The organism is Nonomuraea sp. B12E4 (genome assembly GCF_039871825.1).
Classification (GTDB): Bacteria; Actinomycetota; Actinomycetes; order Streptosporangiales; family Streptosporangiaceae; genus Nonomuraea.
Genome location: NZ_JBDPME010000061.1, coordinates 1 through 19,083 on the forward strand (window position 1 = coordinate 1; position 19,083 = coordinate 19,083).

The window sequence follows — 19,083 nt, forward strand, 5'->3', positions numbered from 1 at the left end:
TCCACTCGTTCTGTGGAAATATTCCGCCGAAGGAGTACGAAGGCGCCTTCTTTAAGGCGCAGGAATCTGCTATGTCATTCGCAAGTTCGCAGGAATCGTAGCCTCCAAGATTCCCGGGGCGGTCCACGGATCATGTGAAAGTCGCAGAGAAAACCTCAATATCGTCGACACCGTCTCCATCGACGTCACCGGAGGCCACCCGGTCCTCCGTGTTGGACATGGTCCAACCACCGGAGGTGTAGTCGCTCGAACGACCGAAAGCCGATCCGGTAGAGGCCCACCGGTAAATCGTCATCGACCCATCACCATCGTCACGCATCATCGCTGGAGCGTTGAGTCCGGGGGTGGAACAGTTGCGGCTGGTGACGTCGCGCCAGGTCTGTCCGTTCGATCCACCGTAGGTGACACCGTTGAAGGTCGGCCTGACCCGTTCGGAGTCCGCGGTTCCCCAGCTGGCCGAACCGTTTCCGTCGGAGTCGTGGCCGAGCTCGAAGTGCAGATGCGGATGCCCGTTGGAGGTGGGGCCGGTCTTGCCGACCCGGCCGATCGTCGTGCCCATGCTCACCCGGGTGCCGACCGACACGGCGCGAGATTCCAGGTGAAGGTAGGTGGTGAAGTAGCCGCCGCCGTGGTTGATCTGGATGACGTTGCCGGCGTTGCTGTGGTAGAAGGACTGGTTCACCGTACCGTCGGCAGGGGCGATCAACGTGGCACCCTCGGTGCCGTGCTGGTCGGGCTCCTTCACCATGTCGAGCGCGGGGGCATGCGCCCACGTGTCCAGGCGCCACTTCTGGCCGCAGGAAAAGGGCAACTGCAGATTGGGGGCCGCCAGGGCAGGGCTCGCCGTGGTGATCAGGCCGAAGGCGATAAGCATGGTGGTCATGCCGACTCGTAAGGCGGCAGATTTGGACATGAGGTTCCTCCAAGGAAATCGGCGATGCCAACTGAGCCCTGATTGAAGAGAAGTTCGGGACGTCGCCAGACTTCAGACCCGCACTGTAAATCCGCTGTAGCTTTCCTTTAACAGCGCCACAGCACCCCGATGATCGGGCGGAGTGCCACGAGAAACTCACCGGGGATTTGGCAGGGCCGAAACCACCTTGGACATCGCGGGAAAGCATTCGCGCAGCTTTCAGGTTCCCGGCGTAGGTCTGTTCGGCGCCGAGGGCGGCGAGCGACTCCCGGCGATGAACGCCCCGGTGACGAACCGGTGACGAACCGGTGACGCTTCGCATGCGACGCAGGCCGGTATGTTGGGGCAGCGATCCAAAAGCGCTGTAACGGCGTTACAGATCATTACGGCAAGGGGGATTCACCGTACTCGCGGGCGGCGCCGTGCAATCGGAAGATCTCCACAGCCTCTGACCCGATGGCCTCGGCGGTCGCCTCATCACGGCGGCCAGCTCCCGGCGGGGCAGGATGTAGTGCTTCACTGCGGCCCGGCGACGACCTGGTGGCAACCCTCGCGGAATTGGCGCTGTTCACCGTGCTGTTCACCGACGGCATGCGAGTCGGGTGGGCCGACTTGCGCAGCGCCTGGCGGCTGCCCGGCCGGGCGCTCGGCTGGGGATTACCGCTCACTCTGGCCATCACCGCCGCCGGCGCCCACTGGTTGCTCGGCCTGGGCTGGATCGAATCACTGCTGATCGGCGCGATCCTCGCGCCCACCGATCCCGTGTTCGCCGCCGCCCTGGTCGGCAACGAGAAGGTGCCGCCCCGGCTGCGGCAGCTGCTCAAATGTCGAGTCCGGCGTCAACGACGGCCTGGCGCTGCCGTTCGTCATCATCTTCCTGGCCATCGCCGCCGGTTCCGACGACCTGCACCTCGGCTCACTGGCGCTGGAGCTGGCCCTGGGCGTGTTCATCGGCATCGCCATCCCGTGGACGGCGATCAAATTGGAGCGGCTGCGCTGGTTTGCCGCCTCCACCGCTTACGAACCGCTCAACGCGCTGGCCATCGGCCTGCTCGTGCTCGCCGTCGGCAAGGCCACGCACGGCAACCTGTTCCTGGCCGCCTTCTCCGCCGGGATCACCGTCGCGACGTTCGGGCAGCGGCAGCGCGAGTCGTTCGAACACTTCGGCGAACTCATCGCCGAAGTGTTCAAACTCGCCGCGCTGCTGGTGTTCGGCGCGCTCATCACCCCGGCACTACTCGGCATGGTGGGCTGGCAGGGCTGGCTGTTCGCGCTTCTCGCCCTGACCCTGGCTCGCCCGATCGCCATCTGGCTGTCCTTCCTGCGCTCGGGACTGTCGATGCGCGAGCAGGCGGCGGTGGCCTGGTTCGGCCCCAAAGGCTTCGCCTCCGTGGTCTACGGCCTGCTCGTGCTCGGCTCCGGCATCGCTGTCGGCGAGCAGGTGTTTCAGATCGTCGCCGTGACCATCGTGGCTTCGATTTCCCTGCATTCCTCCACCGACATCGTGGTGGCCCGCTGGTTCGACGACGAACGTGCGGTGCCCGCCTGGTACGGCGGCGTGTCGCGGCGACTGCGTGGATCCAAGGACAGCTCGTGAGGGGACAGGCCCCGGTGTCCGGCGACGCGGCGGACGAGCAGGCGGGTGACCGACGACGTGGAAAGCGCGCCAGGTGAGGCGAAACCGGCTGGCTGTGCCGAGGCGTGGCCGGCATCCGGCAATGGTGATCGCGACCGGGTTCGGCACCGCGGTGCTGATCGGGACCCTGCTGCTCGGCACTCCGCTGGCCACCGCACAAGGCGACGCCTCGCACTGGCTGACCGCGCTGTTCACCGCCACCTCGGCGGTCTGCGTGACCGGCCTGGTCGTGGTCGACACCGAGACGCACTGGTCGGTGTTCGGCGAAGTGGTCATCGCCCTGCTCATCCAGGTAGGCGGCCTGGGCATCATGACGCTGGCCACGCTGATCATGGTCATCGTCTCCGGCCGGCTCGGCTTGCGCGCCCGGTTGTCCGCGCAGTTGGAGACCAAGTCCGTCATCGCCGCCGACCTGCGCCACGTTCTGCGCAAGGTGGTGGTATTCAGCCTGGTGTGTGAGGCGGCCGTCGCCGTCGTCCTGGCCGCCCGGTTGGTCACCGGGTACGGCGAGCCACTCGGCCGGGCCGCCTACCTAGGCGTCTTCCACGCGGTATCGGCGTTCAACAATGCCGGCTTCGCGTTGTGGCCCGACAATCTGATGCGTTTCGTCACCGATCCGTGGGTCTGCCTCAGCATCGCACTGGCCGTGATCGTCGGCGGGCTGGGCTATCCGGTCGTCTTCGAACTGCTGCGCAGCTGGTGGCGTCCGCGCCGCTGGTCTTTGCTGACGCGGATCACGGTCGGCCTGAGCACCGTCTTGCTGGGCGCGGGCACGCTGGTGTTCCTGACGACCGAGTGGCGTAACCCTGCCACGATGGGTCCCCTGGACGATACGGGCAAATGGCTGGCGGCCTTCTTCGCTGCTGTCATGCCGCGCTCAGGGGGTTTCAACACCCTCGACATCGGCCAGATGTACCCCTCGTCGTGGCTGGTCACGGACGTGCTGATGTTCATCGGCGGGGGAAGCGCCGGCACCGCGGGCGGCATCAAGGTCACCACGTTCGGTTTCCTGCTGTTCATCATGTGGTCCGAGCTGCGTGGCGAGCACCAGGTCAACATCGGCCATCGTCGGTTGCCCGCCACCAGCCAGCGCCAGGCGTTGTCGATCAGCCTGCTCGGCGTCATCCTGGTCACGGTCTCCACCTGGCTCATGCTCCTGCTCACCCCGCACGAGCTGGACCGGGTGCTGTTCGAGGTCATCTCGGCTTTCGCCACCAACGGCCTGTCCACCGGCGTCACCGCCGACACCCCGCTGGCCGGGCATGTGCTGCTCAGCTTGCTGATGTTCATCGGCCGGATCGGCCCGCTCACTCTGGGCTCGGCGCTCGCCCTGAAAGAGCGCACCCGCCGCTACGAACTCCCTGAGGAGCGAGTGATCATTGGTTGACCAGACATCGGATCCCGTCGTGGTGATCGGGCTGGGCCGCTTCGGCGCGGCGCTGGCGGCCGAGCTGGTCCGCCGGGGCAGCGAGGTCCTGGCGATCGACCATCGGCCCGCGGCGGCGCACCGGCTGGCGGGCCAGGTCACAGACCTGGCCATCGCCGACGCCACCGACATGGATGAACTGCGCCGCCTGGGCGTGCCTGATTTCAGTCGCGCGGTGGTCGCCATCGGCACGGCCATGGAGGCGAGCATCCTCAGCGCCTCCTTACTGGTCGAGCTCAACGTTGAGCAGGTCTGGGCCAAGGCGATCAGCCGGCATCATGGCCAGATCCTGCACCGTATCGGCGTCCACCATGTCGTTTTCCCCGAGCACGACATGGGCGAGCGCGTGGCGCACCTGGTGAGCGGCCGCATGCTGGACTTCATGCAGGTCGATGAGCACTTCGCGCTGGTCAGGATGCGGCCGCCGAAGGAGTGCGTGGGCATGCCGCTGGGCCGGTCCGGCGCGCGCCGCAGATACGGCGTGACCATCGTGGCGGTCAAGAGCCCGGGCGCGGACTTCACCTACGCCACCGCCGAGACCGAACTCACCTATGACGACGTCGTGCTGGTGTCCGGCCGTACCGAGCAGGTTGAACGCTTCGCCGAGCTGCCGTAATCGTGGGGAGGCTCCGGCGGCGCTCAACGTCGGCCCGAAACGAAGGGGGCCCGCTCAGCGATTTCTTGGAGGAGCCTTGCCGCGTATGTCCCCTGCTCTACTCGTTCGATGCGGATTTCCCGCGGTCAGCGGCTCCAACAAAACGGATGCCCAGTAAGCTCATCGCAGGTGTGCCGGGAAGCCTGGTCGGCGGTTCTTGTCCTCCAGCGGAAAGCGCGCCCCGATGCCCGATCTCGCGCCCACTGATCCGGCCAATGATGACTTGTCCGTCAGGACCCGCGCCCGCGGCAACGTCCTGCTCATCCAATTGCAGGGGCCCCTTGTCGGCGGGGCGGTGGATACCGTGCGGATGTACCTCGTCAGCACGCTGGCCAGGCAGGTCCCGCCGCTGATGGTCGTGGATATCGCGGGGCTGACCCTGATGGAGGAGGCCGGGCTCGAGGTGCTGCGCTCGGCCACCCGCCACGCCCGCAACGAGGGCGGTCGCCTGGTCGTCACAGGCGGACAGCACCTGCTCGGCACATCCACAGCGGGCTTGGACGTGATGCCCACGATCAGGGACGCCTTCTTCGCCCCCGACGGCTCCGGCGAAAGTCCACCGTCGTTAGACCGGCGGGAGTGACCGTGCCGGGCGGAACGTGCCGAGCCTGATACCGCCGGCTCGCCGCCGGTGTCTGCCCGTCACCGGCTATCGGTTCCTAACAGGAGGTGCCATGATGTCCACTCCCCACTTTGCTGAGCGCGGTACGGTCCTTGCGCATCGGCCGGCGGGCAGGGTGGAGTACCGGCTGGAGGGCGATGGTCCCCGGACGGTCGTGATGCTGCATGGCGGTCACATGCGGGCGGGGCTGGCGCAGGGCGAGGAGGCTTCGTCGATGCCGGTTTCAGGGTGCTGGCACCCTCGCGCCCCGGTTACGGCCGTACGCCGCTGACCACCGGCACCACAGCGACTGGCTTCGCCGATGCCACCGCGGCGCTGTGCCGGATTTTAGGCATCGAACGTGTGGCCGCGGTCGTGGGCATCTCAGCCGGCGGACGCACCGCGCTGGCCATGGCCGCCCGCCACCCGCAACTGGTCGAGCGGGTGATCCTGCAAAGCGCGGTCGCGTTCCTGCCCTGGCCTGACCGGCTGACCCGGCTGGGTGGCCGGGCCGTGTTCCACGCCCGGGTGGAGGCCGGCACCTGGGCGATCCTGCGGTCCCTGCTCAGGGTCGCCCCCTCCCTCGCACTGCGCCTGCTGCTGCATGACCTGTCCGTCCTGCCCGCACGCCAGGTTCTGGCCGGCTTGTCCGCCGCCGAGCGGGCGACGCTGGCCGGGTTGTTCACGTTGATGCGCTCGGGCCGTGGCTTCGTCGCCGACATGCTTCCCGTGCCGGACTGCGCCGCGCAGGTCAGCCAGCCCACGCTGGTCATCGCCACCCAAAAGGACCGGTCGGTGCCCTTCGCTCATGCCGAATCCCTGGTCGCGGCGATGCCGCGGGCCGAGCTGGTGGAAAGCCGGGCCGACAGTCACATGATCTGGTTCGGCCCCGACTACCCGCGGATCGCTGCGAAGATCGAAGATTTCCTCGCCGCTGGCTGACCTTTCCACTTCCCGCGGGGGTGAAACGGCAGGCACTTGCCTGCATCGAGTCCCTGTCAGCCGACGATCACGCGTTGGTCAGCGGCGGGTCGACCCATATCCGCTATGGGGCTTTTTACGCGTTCTGATATGTTATTGACAGGTGCGCCGGGAAGCCTGGTCGGCAGGTGAGCGACCCGATCCCTGCCAAAGAGCGGAGTTTCATGCCCGGCACCACCTTCCACCGCCGTCCTCGCCTGCTTGGCAGAGGTACGTGGCCAGAAGCGCGGCGGATCGCCGCCATCATGCGCAAGGAGACCATCGGCGGCGCGTTGCTGCTGGTGGCCGCGCTCGCCGCGCTGGTGTGGGCCAACTCGCCGTGGGCACACGCCTATGCCGACCTACGGGCGATCCGGGTCGGGCCCGCCGCGTTGCATCTGGATCTCGACCTGGCCACCTGGGCCGCCGACGGCCTGCTGGCCATCTTCTTCTTCGTCGCCGGGCTGGAACTGAAACGCGAGTTCATCGCCGGCGACCTGCGTGATGTCCGGCAAGCGGCAGTGCCGGTGGCCGCCGCGGTCGGCGGGGTCATCGCGCCCGCCCTGCTGTATTTGGCGATCGCCGGCAGCGCGGGCGCAGCACGAGGGTGGGCGATCCCCACCGCCACCGACATCGCCTTCGCCCTGGCCGTACTGGCCGTGATCGGCCGGTCCCTGCCCACCGCGTTGCGGACGTTCCTGCTGACGCTGGCGGTGGTGGACGACCTGATCGCCATCGTCATCATCGCGGTCTTCTACACCACCCACCTTTCGGTGCTGCCGCTGCTCGGCGCCCTCGTACCGCTGGCGGTCTTCGCGATGCTGGTCCGGCGGCGGGTGCGCTCAGGGTGGCTGCTGCTGCCGCTGGCCTTCGCCACCTGGACGCTGGTGCACGCCTCCGGTGTGCACGCCACCGTGGCCGGGGTGGCGCTGGCCCTGACCATCCCGGTGCTGCGCAGCGAGCGAACAGCCGGACCCGAGGCCGGGCCGGGGCTGGCCGAGCATTTCGAGCACCGGTTCCGGCCGATCTCCGCCGGCCTCGCCGTCCCGGTCTTCGCCTTCTTCGCCGCCGGAGTGAGCATCGGCGGACCGGGCGGGCTGTCCGAAGCCCTGACAGACCCGGTCACGGTGGGCATCGTGATCGGCCTGCTGGCCGGCAAGCCGATCGGCATCCTGGCCGCGACCTGGCTGGTGGCCCGCTTCACCCGCGCCACGTTGGACGAGGGGCTGGCCTGGATCGACATGGCCGGGCTGTCAATCCTGGCCGGGATCGGGTTCACCGTCTCCCTGCTGATCGGGGAACTGGCCTTCGGCGCGGGCAGCGACCTGGATGCCCGGGTCAAGGTCGCCGTCCTGGCCGGCTCCCTGGCCGCCGCCGTGGTGGCCACGGTGATCCTGCGGCTGCGCGCCCGCCTCTACCGGCGCATCCGCGAGGCCGAAGCCGCTGACCTTGACCGCGACGACGTTCCCGACCTGTATCAGTAGCCTCAGCCTCCGTCGGCCGACCATTTGGCAGCGGGCGCCCGATCCGCGTTCATGCCGTGTCGGTCGCCTCACCGCTTGACCGGCCCGGCCGACGGGGGTTGTGCCTGAACACGGCGCCACGGGAAGTGGTGCGACAGCAGCGTCCAGGGCGCGTCATAGACCGCGATCGGCGTGTCCGCCGAATGAGGCGGAGCGTGCCGCGATCTATGCTGTCTTCCTCATCGCCTGGGCATGGAAGGAGTGGGTAGGCATCACCAGGAAGCCGTACGGCCTCGTCTTGGCGGCGCTTGTGCTGATGGTGCCGGCGTACGTGTGGTTGCAGAATGAGCCGCGCTTGGGCATCGCGCCGAATCCGGCTTTCACCTGGGGAAACGCCCTTCAGGTCGCCTATCCCGAATACCAGATCCGGCACGGCGGCCCGTACGAGATGACACCGGGCTTCTTCCGGTACCGGACGCTCGTGGAGATCGAGACTCATGCCAGCACGGACTTCTCCGAGAGCCCCAGGCGCGTCGCGGAGATCTCGCAGAACATCGTGGGTGAGGTCACCTACCCGACGATGGGCCCGACGTCGATGACGCCTTTCCTGAGCGGTTTCAAGGGCGGCACTCCCGCTCGTTCTGGAGAAAAGGAGCAGGCACGCACAAGGGCCAGGTCCGTGCCGGCGCGGCAACGTGTCATCGTGCTGGCCGAACTCGCCGCGCCGCTGCCAGAACCGCAGGTGCCGATACACGTCGACAGCGGCGAATGGAAGCGCTACTTCCTCTCTGGCGTGCAGCCCAGTTCGGGTAAGCCTCTCTACTGGTGGCCCGGCTGGGGCGGCTGCACGGCGATGGCGATCAGCGGCGTCTTCTGCGGTACCCGTAACGTCATCGACGACTACCGCCAGTGGCTCGGCCAGTTCACCGACGGAGACAGTGACGCTCTGGCGGAGATCGGGCTGGACCTCAAGGCGATGAAGGCAGCGGCGGCAGAGGGGCGGATATACGGCTTCCTCCATACGGATACCGGCCCGGACGAGATTCTCGACCTGCTGGACTTGCCGGAGATCCGGACCGTTCACATCGTGGAGACCGTGCCTGAACCAGAGGAGTGAACATCTCTGCCGGATCGAGGCATTCGTCGGCGTCACGTCCCAGAGTCCTCGCCTCAGGCCGAAGGAGGTCACTGCTTCTCGGCATAGACGAAGCGTTCGAGGTCCGACACCGGCAGGGCGCGGCCCGCGGGCTCCAGGTAGCGGACCTGGTAGTCGGCGGCTCCGGCCTGCTCCCGCTCCACCCAGCCGTATCCGGCCAGCAGGCTGCCGACCTCATCCGGAACCAGGCCGAACCGCCACAGGCGCTGCTTGACCACGAACTCCTCATGCAGCGCCGCCGCCCCGTGGCCGCCGCCGTCGAGGAAGTCACGCAGCACATAAGTGAACAGCAGCAGGCTGCCCGCCGCCGCCTGGGAAAGGAACGCCAACGTGGCGTGGACCGCCTGCTCAGTCAGGTACTGCGTGGCCGCCTCCCACACGAACACCGCCGCGCTGCCCGCCCGGAAGCCGTGCTCGGCCAGCACCGCCCCCCAAGTCGGCGGTCTCGAAGTCGACGCCGATCAGCCGCACGTGCTCCGGCACGCGGCCGAACCTCGCCTGCAGCCGCCGCCGCTTGTCCGCGACGTTCGCCTGCAGGTCCAGCTCATAGGCGCTTGCGCCGGGCGGCGTGAGCCAGCAGGCGCGGGAGTCCAGCCCCGCCCCGAGCACCACCAGCTGCGTGACCCCGGCACCGAAGGCTGCGCCGACCTGGTCGTCGGCGAAGTGCTTGCGGCGCAGCACGCCGCCCCAGATCCCCGGTGCGCGCCGCTCCGACGCGGCGATCATCGCTCGGCGCACGGCAGGCCATCGGCATATACGGACGGCACCACGCATCGTTATGGGCAGCAGGCCGAGCGCCAGCCCGTCATCGAGCAGGCGCCAGCCGGGCGGCTCGTGCTGCTCGGCGGCGGCGATCACCATGGGGCCGAGCGCGGTCTGTGCCGCCGCGGGCCGTCGTGTCATGCCTCATCCCTCCGGCCGATCCGCGCCTGCGATGGCGGTGTCTGTGGTGCCGGTGAGGGTGGTGGCGGTGTCTGTGGTGCCGGTGTCTGTGGTGCCGGTGAGGGTGGTGGCGGGGCATCGTCGAACACCTTGGCCATCCACTCGAACGTGGCGTGCGCCTGACGCACCCGCTCGGCACCGCCCTCCTCCTGGCCGGTCAGCGCCAGCCCGTCCCGGGTGATGTCCAAGAAAGCGGCGATGGAGGCGATCTGCCGACGTACCACGACCGTCCAGGCGTCCTCGGCCATACGGTAGTGGACGGTCCGCTCGCCCGGCCGGGTCCGCCAGGTGAGGAAGCCCATGCTGGTCAGCAGCCGCAAGTTCGAGGTCAGCGAGGCACGGCTGGCACCGATGGCGTCGCTGATCTGCCCGGCCGTCTGCTCGGGCGGGTCGCAGATCATCAGCCAGCCCAGCACCCGCCCGGCGATCGGCGGGACCCCGTCGCGCGCCAGATACATGGCAATGCGTTCCACCCACTCCAGCAAGGATCCCTGTTCAGTCACAGGTGCCCCGCCCTTCTCTTGCAGTTATTTTAGTATGAGCTAAAATCCATGTACTGATCAAGGTTACGTCCCGCGTCGGGGCGTTCAGGTGGAGAGCCGGGAAGTCTGGTCGGCCCGTGGCCCTGGCGGTCACGGAGAACACGGAGGACGTTCCTGTGACCACCAGGATCCTGAAAGCAACGCTCGGCAGCGGTGTCGCCGCGGGTGTGCTCGTGCCGGCGCTGCTGTGGGCCGACGGCGCCACCCGGCCCGGCTTCAGCGTGTGGCGCCACGGTGCGAGCCAGCTCGGCACGGGCGAGCGCGGCTGGCTGCAGACGGCGAATTTCGTGGTCGGCGGACTGCTGCTCCTTGCCTTCGCGACCGGGATGCGGCACACCTTGCGCGGCGGCCGAGGTGCCACGTGGGGGCCGATCCTGCTCTCAACCGCCGCAGCAGGCCTGGTCATGGCCGGGCTGGTGTCCACCGATCCCGCCCTCGGCTACCCGCCCGGGCAGCCCACCATCGTCACCACCGGCGGGCGCCTCCACCAGGTGGCCGGATTCATGCTGTTCGCGGGGCTCAGCGCCGCCGCGTTCGTCCTGACCCGACGTCTGGGGGAAGCCAGCCGGAACTGGGCCACCTACTCCCGCGTGTCCGGCGTCTTGATCCTCGTATTCGCCTTCGCGGCCGGCATCGCCTACCGCCTCGACACCCTGGGCATGTGGCGGCCCGCCCCCGCCGGCCTCCTCGAACACCTCTCCCTGCTGACCGGCTTTTGCTGGATCATCGCCGTGAGTGTCCATCTGCTGCGCCGGCCTGTCCATCCGAACCCGAGCACGCCTCCTGACGCCAAAGGCCCCGGATCTGCCCTTTCTGCTGGATAAGCCGAGCGCCACGCCCGCCGGCCGACGGTGGAGATGTTGCAGCTGGGCGAGCGCGGGAAGCTGCCCCTGGCTCAGGCGGAACGCTCCGCGGCCGAGAACGCGGCACTCATGCCTGCTGGGCTGCCGGATTCTCCCGCATTCCGGGAGAACCTTTTGGGGTCAGCGGTCCATGCGGCGGACCAGGACCCGGATCAGCCCGAGCGTGAGGACGGCGTTGTAGAGCAGGCCACCGGCGATGTACGGCCAGAACGCGCCGCCGTCCATGGCCGACCAGAACGCGCGCACCGGCCAGTAGGGCGGCAGGACGCCGAAGGCGAGTTGCCAGGGCGAGCCGGGTATGAAGAACGGGATCATCGGCAGGGTGAAGACGGCCAAGCCGACGACGCGCATGACGGCGAGACCTTCGATCTTGTTGCGGCCGATCGAGGCCATCGTCAGCCCCAGCAGGGGGGCCAGCAGTCCGGCGGCCACCGCGATCGCGACACTCATGGCGAGTGTCCGGGCCGGCACCTGCCCGGACACGGCCAGGGAGGCGATGACCGTGAGGGCAGCGAGCGTTCCTGTCACCGTCGCACGGTAGGCGGGATAGGTGACCGGCGGCACCGGTGTGACGCGCAGGGCGGTCAGGGTGTGCTGGTCCTTGTCGTCCAGCAGTTGCAGCGCCATGACGGCGCCCAACAGCAGCGGCGGGCCGAGGACGCAGAACGCGCTGATGATCGCCGAGTGGTAGGGCACCAGGTCGAACCCCCACGCAATGGCGGCGTGGTGGGTGAGGGCAGGCAGGAACCACAAGGCGGCCGCGTACAGGAACGGCCCCAGCAGCACGGCGATGAGCATGGAGTCACGGCGGACGCTGAGCAGATCGTGGCGGCCGAACGCGAACAAGGCGCCTTTCATCGGCCTCCCTCCCGGGCGATGACGTGGCGGTGGAAGACCCGCCGGGCCAGCAGGCACAGCAGCACGATCCACATGATGGGGTAGCCGATGGCGTAGGCGACTTGCCAACCGGCCAGCTCGACCTGGTGGAAGGCCGCGCCCAGCAACAGCAGCGGCGCCTGGCTCGGCACCAGGTAGAACGCCAGGTGCGGATACAGTCCCGAATAGTCCACGATCGGCGCGTTGACCAGCGCGAGCAGCAGGGTGGAAGGTAGCAGCCATTCGCTGATCGAGGGGAACAGCGGCGCGGTGATGAACCCGGCCAGCACCATCAGCAGCGCCATGAACACCACGCCGCCCAGCAGTGCCGGCGCGTTGAACCCAGTCCCGTAGTCGACCGCGACGACGACGGCGCAGGTGACCAGGGCGAGCGCGGACATGGTGACCAGCTTGGCGGTCAGGTAGTGGCCGAATCGCAGCGGGCTGGTCAGCAGCGCGAACAGGGTCCGCTCGCCCTTCTCGAAGAACAGCGCACCGGCGATGAAGAACAGGAAGAACTGCAGATCGGACATCAGCAGGTACGGCATCGCCGCGCCGAGCAGGCCGTCGGGCACCAGGCGCAGCACGCCGATCCACAGCGCGATGACGACCGCGGTGGCGTGCCAGAAGCCGTAGCGGCGCTGCAGCCGCACGTCCATCGCGATCGCGGCCCGTAACACTCCATGGCGGGAGCCGCGACCTGGTACACGGGCCTCGACGCCGGTCATGCCAGGCTCCTGCCCGTCACGTCGATGAAGACGTCCTCCAGGCTGGCCTCCTGGCTGTGCATGGCCTCGACGTGCCGCTCGCGGGCCAGCGCACGGAAGGCCTCGTCATCGGCCAGCCCGTCCAGCGGGAAGTCCTTCGTCTCCAGGGCGGCGCCGGGGTCCCCGCCGGCGCGATAGGTGACGCGCACCATCCGCCGGCTGCGCCGCACCTTGTGCTCGGCCGGGGTGTCCAGTGCGGCGATCTTCCCGTCGACGACGAAGGCCACCCGATCGCACAGTTCCTCGGCCGTGGCCATGTCGTGCGTGGTCAGGAACACGGTGCGGCCCTGCTCGCGCATCTGCCGGATGAGGTCCTTGACGCGGCGGGCATTGACCGGGTCCATTCCGGAGGTCGGCTCGTCCAGGAACAGCAGCTCGGGCCGGTGCGCGAGAGCCCGGATGAAGACCAGGCGCATCTGCATCCCCTTGGAGAACCTGCCCACCCTGGTGTGGGCGTCGCCGGCCAGGTCGACGCTCTCCAGCAGCGCCATCGGGTCCTCGGTGGGGCCGGCGTACAGGGAGGCGAAGAACTGCAGGTTCTCCAGCGCGGTGAGCTTGTGGTAGAGGTTCGGCAGCTCGAACGACACGCCGATCCGCTGGTAGTAGGCACTGCCCCAGTCGGCCGGGTCCTTGCCCCATACACCGACCCGGCCGCCGTGGCCGGTCAGCAGGCCGGTGAGGATCTTCTGGGTGGTGGACTTGCCGGCTCCGCTAGGTCCCAGGAACCCGAACACCTCGCCCTGCGCCACCGTGAAGCTCATCCCTTTCACCGCCGGCTCGGCGGTCTTGGGGTAGCTGAACGTCAGATCTTCGACCTCGACAACGCTCATGTCTCCCGCTCTTGCTGCTTGGTCTCCTGTTGCTGCAGCCAGCGGTCCTTGATCTGGCTGTACTCCTGTTCCAGGAAGGCGTACATGTCGTGCGCCTCCTGCACTCGGGCGCGTGCCTGCTCGCTGTGGTCGCTCATCAACTCCAGGCCGCGTTCGGTGAGCTTGCGCCACTCGCGCGCCACCCGGGCCTTCTCCTCGGCCTCCCGCAGCCAGAACCCGGGGCGCAGCCGGTAGTACACACGGCGCGTGCCCGGCACCGTGTGCCGCTCGACAGCGCCGTTGGCCTGCAGCATCCGCATCGCCATGCTGATCGCACCGCGGCTGGCCTGCACAGCCTCGGCAAGTTTTTCGGCCGACTGATGGGGTGGCTCGCACACCATCAGCCAGCCCAGAATCCGCCCCGGCATCCGCGGCAGCCCGAAGTCCTCGAAGAACAGGCCGATCTCATCGGCGTACTCGTGCAGCGCCGTTCTGTCCATGCCGGAACGCTACGCCGCCGATCGCCAATTTTCAATATTTTCTGAAAGTACATGCGGAGATGGTGCGATCTCCCGGGGGGCGGGTCAAGGGCGGCTATGCCACCAGCGGCGCTGGTTCTCTGTACCGCGGTCCGGATGCGTGCGCAGGGCTTCGAACCCGGCGAGCCCTACCGCCGGGCGGTGGCCACCGAACCCCTCCACCCAAGGTCTGGGTACGGTGGCCACGCTTCACCGCGGTCGTCCGCAACGCCCGGGCGTTCCCGCCATACCGGGCTTGAGTCACAGGGCCAGATCGCGGCGGCGAAGCCCGTACAAGCCAACCGCCACAAAGCCGGCCGCCACGAGGGTGAGCCCGAGTAGCGTGCCCGGCCCGATTGGCGTGGAGTAGTGGACGTGCGCGAACGGCGAGATCATGAAGAGCGAGTCGTTCACCAGGCCGACCTCCCAGCCCACTTCCAAGGCGATGGCCAGCACCAGGGCGGTCCACCCCACGACCGCTCCGGCCCGCCGGAACAGCCCGAAGGCCGCCACGGCGATCCCGGCCATGACCCAGATGCCAGGCAGGATGACCGTGGTGATGGCCAGGCCACCAGCGAAGTCTCCGTTACCGAGGCCCAGCGCGAGGCCGGCGATGACCAGCACGACGGCGGGTACGGCCAACGCGAACAACAGATGGCCGGCCGCCCAGCGTGGCCGGCTCACTGGGTGGGACAGCAGGAGTTCCGTGGCCTCCTCACTGCGCAGCCGGAGCACCGTCATGATCGCGTACAGGGAAACGGAATACACCGCCAGCTTGTACACGACGAGTTCGAAGAAGATCTGGGCGGGATCATCGGCTCCCGTTTGTTCGGCCCAGAAGTCCAGTGCTCCGCTCTGGCCGAACGTTTTGACGGCGGCCTCGCCGCCCAGCCCGGTCCCCGCGCCGATGCAGGCGGCACCGGCGATCCATGCCAGTGCCATGCCCCGGTGCATCCGGCACGCCAGCCCGAGCGGTCCGCGCAGGCCGTTCGACGCATGGGCGGGACCGAGTCGCGGCGGCACGAGGCCTGCGCCGATGTCCCGGCGGGCCGACAGCGCGTAAGCCACCCCGATCAAGGCTGCGACGAAGGCCGCGACCAGCAGGAACACCCACCACTGCTCGCCGCCGAAGGCGCGCGCCCGCAGGATCCAGCCGTTGGGCACCAGCCAGCCCAGCCATTCCATGCCCGCGCCGCTCAGGTCGCTGACGCCGCGGACCAGGTATGCGGCGAAGAACACGGTGAAGGCCACGGCTCCGGCCATGCGGGCGCTCTGGGTGACCTGTACGGCCACTGCGGCCAGCGCGGCCCCGACCCAGCCACCTGAGGCGGCCATCAGCCCCCAGGCAAGGGACCCGGTCAGGGGAAGCCCGGCGCTCACGCCCACGACGGTGATCAGCACGGCCAGGACAGCGTTGGCGGCCAGCACGACGGTGAGGGCGGCGGTCAGCGGGGCGTGCCGCCCCACGGCGGCCGAGCCGACGAGCTCCCGCCGCCCCTGCTCCTCGTCGGAGCGGGTGTGCTTGACCAGGAGGATGACGCTGGCCAGGGCGGCGAAGATCGTGGTGGCGGCGCCCCGTTGCTGCGCGGAGGCCGCGCCCAGGCTGTCGCCGTAGGCCGGTCCCTGCATCAGCAGGATCACGGGGTTCTGCGCGATCTCGCCTGCGTAGTGCAGGCGTGCTGCCGGAGTCGGGAGCAGTTGCCCGATGGTGGCCACCGTGGTCGCGACGAAGGCGGTGACCGAGCCGATCCACAGCGGCTGCCAGATGCGGTCGCGGCGCAGGATCAGCCGGATCAGTGCTGTCGTGTTCATCGGTAGTGCCTCATGAACAGCTCTTCCAGGGTGGGGGGCTGGGCGGTGATGTCGCGCACGCCATACTCCGCCAGCCGGGCCAGTACGACGCCGATGTGGTCGGTGTCGGCCTGGAAGCGCACGCGATGACCGTCGATGCTGAGGTCGTGGACATGGGGCAGGCCGTTGGCCGGGACGCTGGCGAGTTCGGCCGTGACCGAGGTGCGCGTGAGATGGCGTAGCTGCGCGAGCGTTCCGGCCTCCACAATCCGGCCGTCCCGGATGATGCTCACCCGGTCGCAGAGCGCCTCGACCTCGGCGAGGAAGTGGCTGGAGATCAGGACGGTACGGCCCGCGCGCCGTTCCTCGGCGATGACTTCGCGGAAGACCGCCTCCATTAAGGGGTCGAGACCGGAGGTCGGCTCGTCCAGCAGCAGCAGCTCCACCTCGGAGGCGAGCGCGGCGATCAGCGCGATCTTCTGCCGGTTGCCCTTGGAGTAGGTACGGGACTTCCTGCGCGGATCCAGGGCGAAACGCTCGATCAGCTCATCCCGCCGCTTGACATCGGTGCGACCGCGCAGCCGGCCGAGCAGATCGATCACCTCGCCGCCGGACAGGCTCGGCCAGAGGGTGACGTCGCCGGGGACGTAGGCGAGCCGCTGATGCAGTTCGACGGCCTCGGCCCAGGGATCCCCGCCGAGTAACCGGACCTCTCCCCCGTCCCTTTGCAGCAGGCCGAGAAGGATACGCAGGGTCGTGGTCTTGCCGGCGCCGTTGGGGCCGAGGAAGCCGTGGACCTCCCCTTCCCGAACGGTCATGTCCAGACCGTCCAGCGCACGGACCTGACCGAAGTTCTTGATCAATCCATGGATGTCGATCACATCAGTCATGGGGGTGCTCCTTGGTGTGGTGATCGGTGACGGCCTGGCGGACCTGGCTTCCGGGCCCGGAGGCGATCCACTCCCCCAGGTGCGCGTAGACATCGACCATGGCCATGCTGAACCGGGCGAGATTCGTCCTGCGCAGCGCGTCGATGCCGAACCGCCGGGACAGATGCTCGTGCAGCACGATCGTGCCGAGGTGCATCGCCGCCATCACGGCGGCGCTTTCGCGCACCTTCGCCTCTTCCGGAGGGAAGTCCTCCGGCCAGTTCTCCGTGAGGAACCGCTCGGCGGCCTCGGCGCCTTCGTCGAACATCGCCGCCGCCACGGGCGAGCCCTCGACCAGCGCCCGCGCGAGATAGCGGACGCTGAGCTCGCTCGCCTCATACATTCCCCGGATGAACTCGGGAGTGAGGTCGGCCCCGTCCTGGACCTGGCCGGCGGCGCCCAGCATGGTGTCACGGACATGCACGTCGCAGGCGTCCCGCAGTCCCTCCTTGGAGCCGAAATGGTGCTGCACCAGGCCGACCGAGACGCCGGCGGCGTCGGCGACGGCCTTCATCGTCGCGCCCTTGAAACCGCGCTCGGCGAACTCCGCCAAGGCCGCATCCCGGATCCGCGCGCGAGCGGTCAGATCCTCAGGCGGCCGATCATTGATTGAACGCACAACCCGGATACTATACGAACATATGGTTCCCGGTAGCTACATATTGCTCCGCTTTTTGATCCCCCTCTTAGCTTGACGTTTAACCCTTACGGTCCCGGTGCTCGGTGAGTGTTTCAGCGCGTTTGGTGGTCTTGCCAACGTCGTGGTGACGGGCAGGAGCCCGGTTCTTCGAGCCCGGGGGTCTACCGGGGCCGGGCCGGGTAGGTTTCGGTGCACCGGCAGGTATAGGCAGGCGCGGGCGCAGGTGCCGAAACCCTCGGCGGACGCGAGCGGGGGTCAGTCGTTCGGGTGGAGCGGGACGTTCCCACGGGCGGCGCAGGTCGGGTGCAAGCAGGCGGGCGAGCCGGAGCTGGGCGTAGACGATGATGATCAGCCAGGTCCAGCGGTCGGCGGCGTGCGGATCGCGGATCTTCGGGGCGGTCCAGCCCAGGGTCTGCTTCCACATGCGAAAGGTGTGCTCAAGATCGAATCTGCGCAGGAACGCCTGCCAGAGCCGGTCCAGGTGCGCGGCGGTGATGCCGATGGCCGAGCTCCATAGCCAGACCGGCTTGGGGTCGCGTTCGCCGGGCAGGTGCTCGACCTGGAGCCGGATGAGGGTGCCGTCGATGATGGGCAGCTCGCCGGGATGCTCTAGCCAGGCGGCGCGGCGGGTGAGCCGGTGGTGCAGCCGGTCCCAGCAGGAGGCGGTGGCGTTGCCGTACCGGCTGGTGCCGGTGGCCGTGGTGTGGACGGGTTCGCCCCAGGTGGTCTCGTCCTTCATCCGGAACTCGGATCCGTGCAGGGGTGGGCGGCCACCGCCGGGATGGGCCAGCGCGTGCTCGCGGCGGGAGGGAGCAGGACGGCGCAGCACCCGATCGGAGCGCAGTCGGCCCAGCACCTCCACCGGCAGGCCATCCAAAAGGAAGGCCAGGCGGGCGGTGTCGTACCCGGCGTCGAGCACGATGAGGATGTCTGGATCGCCCTGGCGCCACTGGCCTGCTTCGATCAGGCGGGCGACCAGGTCGCGGACCTGTGTGGCGGTGACGGCGATCTCATCGTCGTCGGGGCGCAGCCGGATCGCGTCCAGCACCATGGTCCAGGAGGTGCCGCCGCTCTCCAGTGCGGCGATGATCGAGTACGGCCAGCCGGGGATCATCTGATGGTCGCCCTTGCGGCGACCGTAGACGTGGCAGAACAGCCGCTCGGGACAGGTCGGCGCGTCCGGGCGCAGCCACGGCGTCACGTCGGCGGCCAGCACGATCCGCCCGCCCGACGCACGAGGCAGCGCCACCGTGGTCAAGGCCCGGCGGAGCCGGGCGATCTCGATCTGGCCGTGGTTGATCGCGTCGTACAGGGCGCCGTGCCCACGCCGATGCTCGGGCGTCAGCGCCAACCCGACCAGGGTGCGTACCGGGCCCTCGGCGCATAACACCGCATCGACCAGGTCGAACAGCTCATCTCGCCGGGCGCGCAAACAGTCGTAGAGTTCGGCTCGGAACTCCGACAGGTCATCTAGTACTACTCCGCTAGATCGCGGTCTGGTCTCATAGATTCTCCTGCGGGAGCTCGCCGATGGGTGCCACGGTATGTGAATGCCTGAACGCGCTGAGTGTGTCGGGGCTGTGACCCGCGCGGACC

General features: G+C 68.5%; 21 protein-coding genes. 8 read left to right on the forward strand and 13 right to left on the reverse strand.

Features of this window, described 5'->3' with window-relative positions; genetic code table 11:
• Positions 1-130: 130 nt before the first annotated feature.
• Both ABGB18_RS48730 and ABGB18_RS48735 read right to left on the reverse strand, forming a co-directional pair.
• Positions 131-883, reverse strand: a complete 753-nt coding sequence (locus tag ABGB18_RS48730; RefSeq protein WP_347702549.1) for a M23 family metallopeptidase — start codon at positions 881-883, stop codon at positions 131-133.
• 753 nt (positions 884-1,636) lie between these two features.
• On the reverse strand, positions 1,637-1,798 hold the full coding sequence (locus ABGB18_RS48735) for a hypothetical protein (RefSeq protein WP_347702550.1): 162 nt from the start codon (positions 1,796-1,798) through the stop codon (positions 1,637-1,639).
• On the opposite strand from ABGB18_RS48735, the gene ABGB18_RS48740 reads away from it, so the two are divergent.
• From ABGB18_RS48740 to ABGB18_RS48770, 7 genes are all read left to right on the forward strand, one after another.
• On the forward strand, positions 1,797-2,510 hold the full coding sequence (locus ABGB18_RS48740) for a cation:proton antiporter (protein ID WP_347702568.1): 714 nt from the start codon (positions 1,797-1,799) through the stop codon (positions 2,508-2,510). The two genes, ABGB18_RS48735 and ABGB18_RS48740, sit on opposite strands and share 2 nt — an antisense overlap.
• Before the next feature lie 121 nt (positions 2,511-2,631).
• Entirely contained in the window at positions 2,632-3,936 is a 1,305-nt protein-coding gene (locus tag ABGB18_RS48745; RefSeq protein WP_347702551.1) for a potassium transporter TrkG, read from the forward strand.
• Entirely contained in the window at positions 3,929-4,591 is a 663-nt protein-coding gene (locus tag ABGB18_RS48750; RefSeq protein WP_347702552.1) for a TrkA family potassium uptake protein, read from the forward strand. The genes ABGB18_RS48745 and ABGB18_RS48750 overlap by 8 nt, the downstream gene beginning before the upstream one ends.
• A 262-nt stretch (positions 4,592-4,853) precedes the next feature.
• Entirely contained in the window at positions 4,854-5,213 is a 360-nt protein-coding gene (locus ABGB18_RS48755) for an STAS domain-containing protein (protein WP_347702553.1), read from the forward strand.
• 267 nt (positions 5,214-5,480) lie between these two features.
• The gene (locus tag ABGB18_RS48760) at positions 5,481-6,173 is read left to right on the forward strand and encodes an alpha/beta hydrolase (protein WP_347702554.1); all 693 of its coding nucleotides are present in this window, start codon (positions 5,481-5,483) and stop codon (positions 6,171-6,173) included.
• 284 nt (positions 6,174-6,457) lie between these two features.
• Complete coding sequence (gene nhaA, locus ABGB18_RS48765; protein WP_347702555.1) at positions 6,458-7,675, forward strand: Na+/H+ antiporter NhaA; 1,218 nt, start codon at positions 6,458-6,460, stop codon at positions 7,673-7,675.
• Positions 7,676-7,952: 277 nt separating this feature from the next.
• Positions 7,953-8,771 carry a hypothetical protein gene (locus ABGB18_RS48770; RefSeq protein WP_347702556.1) on the forward strand — a complete coding sequence of 273 codons (819 nt, stop codon included), beginning with the start codon at positions 7,953-7,955 and terminating at the stop codon, positions 8,769-8,771.
• Positions 8,772-8,839: 68 nt separating this feature from the next.
• Here the strand turns inward: ABGB18_RS48770 and ABGB18_RS48775 are convergent, their stop codons facing one another.
• The 3 genes from ABGB18_RS48775 to ABGB18_RS48785 are packed head-to-tail and all read right to left on the reverse strand — an operon-like array spanning position 8,840 to position 10,255.
• Positions 8,840-9,196 (reverse strand): hypothetical protein, encoded by a 357-nt coding sequence (locus ABGB18_RS48775; RefSeq protein WP_347702557.1) that lies wholly within the window; start codon positions 9,194-9,196, stop codon positions 8,840-8,842.
• Complete coding sequence (locus ABGB18_RS48780) at positions 9,159-9,713, reverse strand: SAM-dependent methyltransferase (protein WP_347702558.1); 555 nt, start codon at positions 9,711-9,713, stop codon at positions 9,159-9,161. Before ABGB18_RS48780 ends, ABGB18_RS48775 begins: the two co-directional genes overlap by 38 nt.
• A complete protein-coding gene (locus tag ABGB18_RS48785; RefSeq protein ID WP_347702559.1) occupies positions 9,710-10,255 on the reverse strand; it encodes a transcriptional regulator in 546 nt (181 codons plus the stop codon). Before ABGB18_RS48785 ends, ABGB18_RS48780 begins: the two co-directional genes overlap by 4 nt.
• A gap of 155 nt (positions 10,256-10,410) precedes the next feature.
• Between ABGB18_RS48785 and ABGB18_RS48790 the strand changes: the two genes are divergently transcribed.
• The gene (locus ABGB18_RS48790) at positions 10,411-11,118 is read left to right on the forward strand and encodes a DUF998 domain-containing protein (RefSeq protein ID WP_347702560.1); all 708 of its coding nucleotides are present in this window, start codon (positions 10,411-10,413) and stop codon (positions 11,116-11,118) included.
• Positions 11,119-11,277: 159 nt separating this feature from the next.
• Here the strand turns inward: ABGB18_RS48790 and ABGB18_RS48795 are convergent, their stop codons facing one another.
• The 8 genes from ABGB18_RS48795 to ABGB18_RS48830 form a co-directional block, all read right to left on the reverse strand.
• Positions 11,278-12,015, reverse strand: coding sequence for a hypothetical protein (locus ABGB18_RS48795; protein WP_347702561.1), 738 nt, complete (start codon positions 12,013-12,015; stop codon positions 11,278-11,280).
• A complete protein-coding gene (locus ABGB18_RS48800) occupies positions 12,012-12,761 on the reverse strand; it encodes an ABC transporter permease (protein ID WP_347702562.1) in 750 nt (249 codons plus the stop codon). The genes ABGB18_RS48795 and ABGB18_RS48800 overlap by 4 nt, the downstream gene beginning before the upstream one ends.
• Positions 12,758-13,630 carry an ABC transporter ATP-binding protein gene (locus ABGB18_RS48805; protein WP_347702563.1) on the reverse strand — a complete coding sequence of 291 codons (873 nt, stop codon included), beginning with the start codon at positions 13,628-13,630 and terminating at the stop codon, positions 12,758-12,760. Before ABGB18_RS48805 ends, ABGB18_RS48800 begins: the two co-directional genes overlap by 4 nt.
• Positions 13,627-14,109 (reverse strand): transcriptional regulator, encoded by a 483-nt coding sequence (locus ABGB18_RS48810; protein ID WP_347702564.1) that lies wholly within the window; start codon positions 14,107-14,109, stop codon positions 13,627-13,629. The genes ABGB18_RS48805 and ABGB18_RS48810 overlap by 4 nt, the downstream gene beginning before the upstream one ends.
• A 279-nt stretch (positions 14,110-14,388) precedes the next feature.
• Positions 14,389-15,939 (reverse strand): hypothetical protein, encoded by a 1,551-nt coding sequence (locus ABGB18_RS48815; protein ID WP_347702565.1) that lies wholly within the window; start codon positions 15,937-15,939, stop codon positions 14,389-14,391.
• Complete coding sequence (locus tag ABGB18_RS48820; RefSeq protein ID WP_347702566.1) at positions 15,936-16,808, reverse strand: ABC transporter ATP-binding protein; 873 nt, start codon at positions 16,806-16,808, stop codon at positions 15,936-15,938. Before ABGB18_RS48820 ends, ABGB18_RS48815 begins: the two co-directional genes overlap by 4 nt.
• Entirely contained in the window at positions 16,801-17,466 is a 666-nt protein-coding gene (locus ABGB18_RS48825; RefSeq protein ID WP_347702567.1) for a helix-turn-helix domain-containing protein, read from the reverse strand. The genes ABGB18_RS48820 and ABGB18_RS48825 overlap by 8 nt, the downstream gene beginning before the upstream one ends.
• Positions 17,467-17,545: 79 nt before the next feature.
• On the reverse strand, positions 17,546-18,997 hold the full coding sequence (locus tag ABGB18_RS48830; RefSeq protein WP_347702569.1) for an NF041680 family putative transposase: 1,452 nt from the start codon (positions 18,995-18,997) through the stop codon (positions 17,546-17,548).
• Positions 18,998-19,083 lie beyond the last annotated feature (86 nt).